The organism is Roseiarcus sp. (assembly GCF_052145395.1).
GTDB lineage: Bacteria > Pseudomonadota > Alphaproteobacteria > Rhizobiales > Beijerinckiaceae > Roseiarcus.
In genome coordinates, this window is the sequence record NZ_JBKQOT010000034.1 from 1 (window position 1) to 4811 (window position 4811).

Sequence of the window (4811 nt, forward strand, 5' to 3'; positions counted from 1 at the left end):
CGGGGCCGAGCGGCTCCTTGGAGATGATCTCCGGCAGGACGATATGGTCGTCCGGGACTGTCATCTTCAGGCGCTCGGAATAGAGGCCCGAAGAATCGGTCGTGTAGGCGTCGCAGCGGCCCGAATCGTAGGCCTTGGTCGCTTCGTCATCGGTGGCGAACACCACCGCCTCGAGCTTCATATTGTTGGCGTGGAAATAGTCGGCGAGATTGAGTTCGGTCGTGGTGCCCTGCTGGACACAGACCGAGGCGCCGTCGAGCTTCAGCGCGGAATCGACGCCGAGCTTCTTGCGCACCATGAACCCCTGCCCGTCGTAGAAGTTCACGCCGGTGAAAAACATGCCGCCGAGCTCGCGCGACATGGTCCAGGTTGTGTTGCGGAGGATGACGTCGACCTCGCCGGAGGCGAGGATTGTTGGCCGATCCTTGGCGTTCACCGGCAGGAACTTGACCTTGGTCGGGTCGTTGAAGATCGCCGCCGCGATCGCACGGCACTCGTCGACGTCGAGGCCCCTCCACACGCCCTGATCGTCGGGCAGGCTGAACCCAGCCAGACCCGTGTTGGCGCCGCAGATCAGCGTTCCGCGCGCCTTGATTTGATCGAGCGTGCCGGCGCTCGCAGAAAACGCCGCCAAGCAGCCCAACGCCGCTCCGGCGAGCCAAGCCCAAGTCGATCGCATGTCCAATCTCCACCAGAAGGCATCGGCGACGCCCGAAATCCGTCGCCATTGTCGGAAGCGCGACGGCGCGAAGTCAACTGGGCGGCCGACGAAGCCGGCAAGCGATTAGGTCAAGGGCTCTGCGGAAAGCGAATTCCTGCCCCCTTGTGGGACGCGCCATCCGTCGCTCACCCTTTCATGAGGCCGCCACAGCGTTGAGGGGCACGCGGACGTGCAGGGGTCTGAGGCCGATCGCGCTCAGGAAGGCCGGGCTGACGGCGGTTGGCGCTTCGGCGGCCCAAAAGTTCTCGGGCGCGGATTCAACATTTTCAAGACCTTGCGCCGGATTTTCCGGGCGCTGGCTTGCTTCGTCGCTTCGCTCATCGCAATGACGAACTCGGCTCAAGCTCAGAACATCATACTGTTCAGGGTTCGTGGCCTCTGGGACCATGGCGATCCCGGGCGCGGATTCAACCCTCTCAAGGGGTTGCGGCAAGTTTTCCGGGCGATTGTCGAGCCGCGCGCCGGGCGGACTTTGCTCGAGATCGCGGAGGGAACCGAACGCCGGGTCCCGCGCCGGCGCAGTCGGCCTATTCCCCTCATTGCGAGCGACCTCCGGGGCAAGCCCTGCGAGAGTCAGACACTCCTTGCGGCTGCCTGATTCCATGCTCGACGGCCGAAGCGCGGCTTCCTCCCCCCTTGTGGGGGAGGATTGAGGAGGGGGGTCGCGCCGAACCTAAAGATTTGGCGCCCTTCCCCTGCCAAATGATAGGTCAGTGCGACCCCCCCCCACCCTGTCCCGCCCCCCCAAGGGGGGCGGGGTTCGCCGGTCGACGCAGTCCGTTCCCCGGTGTCCGTGGCTTCCGGCGCTGCGGCGATCCCGGGCGCGAATGCAATTTCTTCATAGCCTTGCGGCGCGATATTAGCGTGGCATATGAGGGCCCGGCCGAAGGCCACGCTCCCTTCGACAGGCGCATGGAGGCGTGGGGCCTTGGGAAGGCGCCGCTCGGCGGCGAAAAACCCGTGATAGCGGTCGAGCTCGCGCACGATTCTCACCACCCGATCGACCGCCTTGACGTTTGTGGGCGCCATGGCGCTGAAGGCCACCAGCAGCGCCTCGTTGAGGCGGCTGACCTGGATCGCCAAAAATTCTTCCGGCGGCGCCGGCATGCGGCGGGCGAGGATCTCCCGGATGATTGCGCGCATGCGCTTCTCCCCCACGCCGATGCGCGCCGCGATCTCGACGACCGAAACGCCGCGGTTGAGAGTGTCGACGATCAGCTGTTCCCGCTTGAGTATGCCGGAGACTTGGGAAAGCGACGATCTGACGCGGGTGGTCCAGTCCAAGGGGTCACGACGATCCGGGGCTGCACGCTTATGCTACCGGTCTAACCGAGGGACAGGAAAGCGCCGATGGCTAGCGACGACAACGCAACGGTTTTGCCCACGAACCGAATTGTCCACGACGCAGAGTACTATATCCTTGAAGCCCAGCACGGAGGGCGCTGGGCTGCCGAAGATCAGGACATCGAGCAAAGACTCGCCGCGCTTCGACAGAAGCACGGAGCGCCACCAAATATCATCCACATCATGTGGGACGATACGGCGGTTGGCGAGGTCGGAATTCCCGCCATCCAGAAAGTGCGCGGTTTTGAGACGCCGAATATCAACCGCCTTGCCGCCGAAGGCATCAACTTCATGCGGATGTATTCGGAGCCCTCGTGCACGCCGAGCCGCGCGGCTGTGCTGACCGGCCGCCACCCCGTGCGCAACGGCATGTTCAACGTCGCCTTTCCTTACGAGTACGGCGGGTTGGCCACCTCCGAACACACGATCGCGAAAGTGCTTTCCAAGGCCGGCTACACGACTGCCTTTTACGGCAAGGCGCATCTCGGTGACGTTGAAGAAAGCTACATGACCAACCACGGCTTCGACGAGGCGCTGTGGACGCCGTACAATCAGGTGCCGAGCCTTTATACGGCGCAGGGACAGATGACCGCACTGGCCCCCGGGGTCATGTTCCCGGAAATGTTCGCCAAGGACCCCTACGACATCGACCCCGGATGGCGTCCGACAGGCTTTGTGTTTGCGCTGGAAGGAACGAAGGGCGGACCGGTGCGCGAGTTCGGTCGAGCAACTCTCGAAGACTACAATAAGCTCGACCCGGAGATGCAAAAACGGACCATTGAGTTCATTCGCAAGAACGCAGCAGCGAAAAAGCCGTTTTACGTCGACTACTGGCCCATCATGACTTCCCTGTTCGGCTTCCCGAACCGGGTGACCGCCAATGGCGCGTTGCCGCAGGAGGCCCTTGCGCGGCTCGACGTATGGATCGGCGAGCTGATGACCGAGTTGAAAACGCTCGGCATCGCGGAGAACACTCTCGTCATCCTGATGGCCGATAACGGCCCGTTTACGCATAACGGCCCGTCCGGCATGGCCGAGACGCTCTACCGTGGCGGCAAGGGCGACTACCTCGAAGGCGGAGTACGGGTTCCGGCGATGGCGTGGTGGCCCGGCATGATCGCACCGGGGCAGACCGTCGGCGACATCCTCCACGAGACCGACCTCTTCAGGACTTTTGCGCGCTTCGCAGGAGCGACCGAGCAGGTCCCGACCGATCGCATCATCGATGGCGTCGATCAAACTGCGCTGTTTTTGAAGGGCGACACTTTCAGTCGGCGCGACTTTGTTTTCATCTACACGGGCAATGTTTTGGCTGCGACCGTGAAGGGTCGATACAAGCGAGTCTGGATCGACGAACATCCCGGCCTGTCCGGGGCAGCTTTCTACGACCTTTTCACTGATCCGCGTGAGACAAGCGCTAAGATGTTGCCAATGTTCCCTGCCAAGGGGATGTTCAGCATCATGAAAGCCCGCCACCAGTTGTGGATGGAGAAATATCCAAATGCTGGCGAGGCTCGCGCCTTTCCGCTCACAGGCATCGAGAATGCGCGCCCGGAAACCGCGGCGGCAGGGCGACCCCGCGTCGATGTTTCCAAGCTCCCCTTCGATCCCTTCGAGTTCATGAAGTCGCTGTCCGAATGGAACGACATCCAATTTGATCGGGAAGAATGAAGCGTCGTCTGTCCCGCGGGTGGAAACCCCCGCGCTGTCGACGATTGACCTCTCTTTGCGCGAAGCGCCGCTTCACTTTGCCCTCTTGTAAACTAACCGCCGACCCATCAAGCAAGGCGAAGCCTTTGGCGTCGAGGGCGCCAGTCCGCTCTCGTACCGGCGCCGGGCGGACGTTGAGCGGGTCACGGTCGGCTAAGATCGCCCTGGTAGTCCGGAGACGCGCCAAGGCGGATGCAAGCGCGGATAAAGCCGTGCTAGCTACGTCCGACCGCAGGTACCGGAGACCGTACGCCCCCTATGACCAAGCTCACCGACGACACCCGCGCTTCCTTGAAAAGCCGCACGCGCCTCGTTCATCTCGGGCGCGACGGCAAGCAGTCGCAAGGGTTCGTCAACGTGCCGCCGTTCCGCGGCTCGACCGTGCTCTACCCCGACATGGCGACGCTGACGAGCCGTCAGCAACGCTACACCTATGGAACCCGCGGAACGCCGACGACAGACGCCCTTAGCGAAGCCTGGACCGATATTTCCGGCGCGGCCGGGACCGAGCTCGTCCCCTCGGGTCTTGCGGCGATCGTCGTGGCGTTGATGGCCGCCGTCTCCGCCGGCGATCACCTGTTGATGACCGACTCGGCCTACGGGCCGGGGCGCGCCTTCGCGAATGGGATCCTGAAGCGCATGGGAGTCGAGACAACCTTCTACGACCCCTGCATCGGCGCGGCCATCGAGGCGCTGTTTCGGCCAAACACCAAAGCCGTCCTCACCGAATCACCCGGCTCGCAGAGCTTCGAAATTCAAGACGTCCCGGCGATCGCGGAGGTCGCGCACGCCCGCGGGGCCGCGGTGCTGATGGACAACACCTGGGCGACGCCGCTTTTCTTTGCGCCCCACGCCCACGGGGTCGACATGGCGATCGAGGCCGGCACCAAATATCTTTCGGGCCACTCAGATCTGCTGCTCGGGCTCGTCTCCGCCAACGCGGCGTGGTTCGACCGCCTGCATCGCACCGCCGGCATGATGGGGATCCCGCCCGGGCCCGAAGACGTCTTTCTTGCGCTACGCGGCCTGCGCACGA

The 4811-nt window shown here is 63.5% G+C and carries 4 protein-coding genes; 2 read left to right on the plus strand and 2 right to left on the minus strand.

Annotated features, from left to right (window positions below):
- Both ACLP25_RS01090 and ACLP25_RS01095 read right to left on the minus strand, forming a co-directional pair.
- On the minus strand, positions 1–679 hold a 679-nt coding region (locus ACLP25_RS01090; protein ID WP_442467406.1), incomplete at its 3' end, for an amino acid ABC transporter substrate-binding protein.
- Between the two features lie 615 nt (positions 680–1294).
- Positions 1295–2005, minus strand: coding sequence for a hypothetical protein (locus ACLP25_RS01095; protein WP_442467407.1), 711 nt, complete (start codon positions 2003–2005; stop codon positions 1295–1297).
- Positions 2006–2071: 66 nt separating this feature from the next.
- On the opposite strand from ACLP25_RS01095, the gene ACLP25_RS01100 reads away from it, so the two are divergent.
- Both ACLP25_RS01100 and ACLP25_RS01105 read left to right on the plus strand, forming a co-directional pair.
- Positions 2072–3736: a sulfatase-like hydrolase/transferase gene (locus tag ACLP25_RS01100; RefSeq protein WP_442467408.1), complete on the plus strand. Its 1665-nt coding sequence runs from the start codon at positions 2072–2074 to the stop codon at positions 3734–3736.
- A 297-nt stretch (positions 3737–4033) separates the two neighbouring features.
- Positions 4034–4811 (plus strand): PLP-dependent transferase (locus tag ACLP25_RS01105; RefSeq protein ID WP_442467409.1); only part of this gene is annotated, 778 nt, incomplete at its 3' end.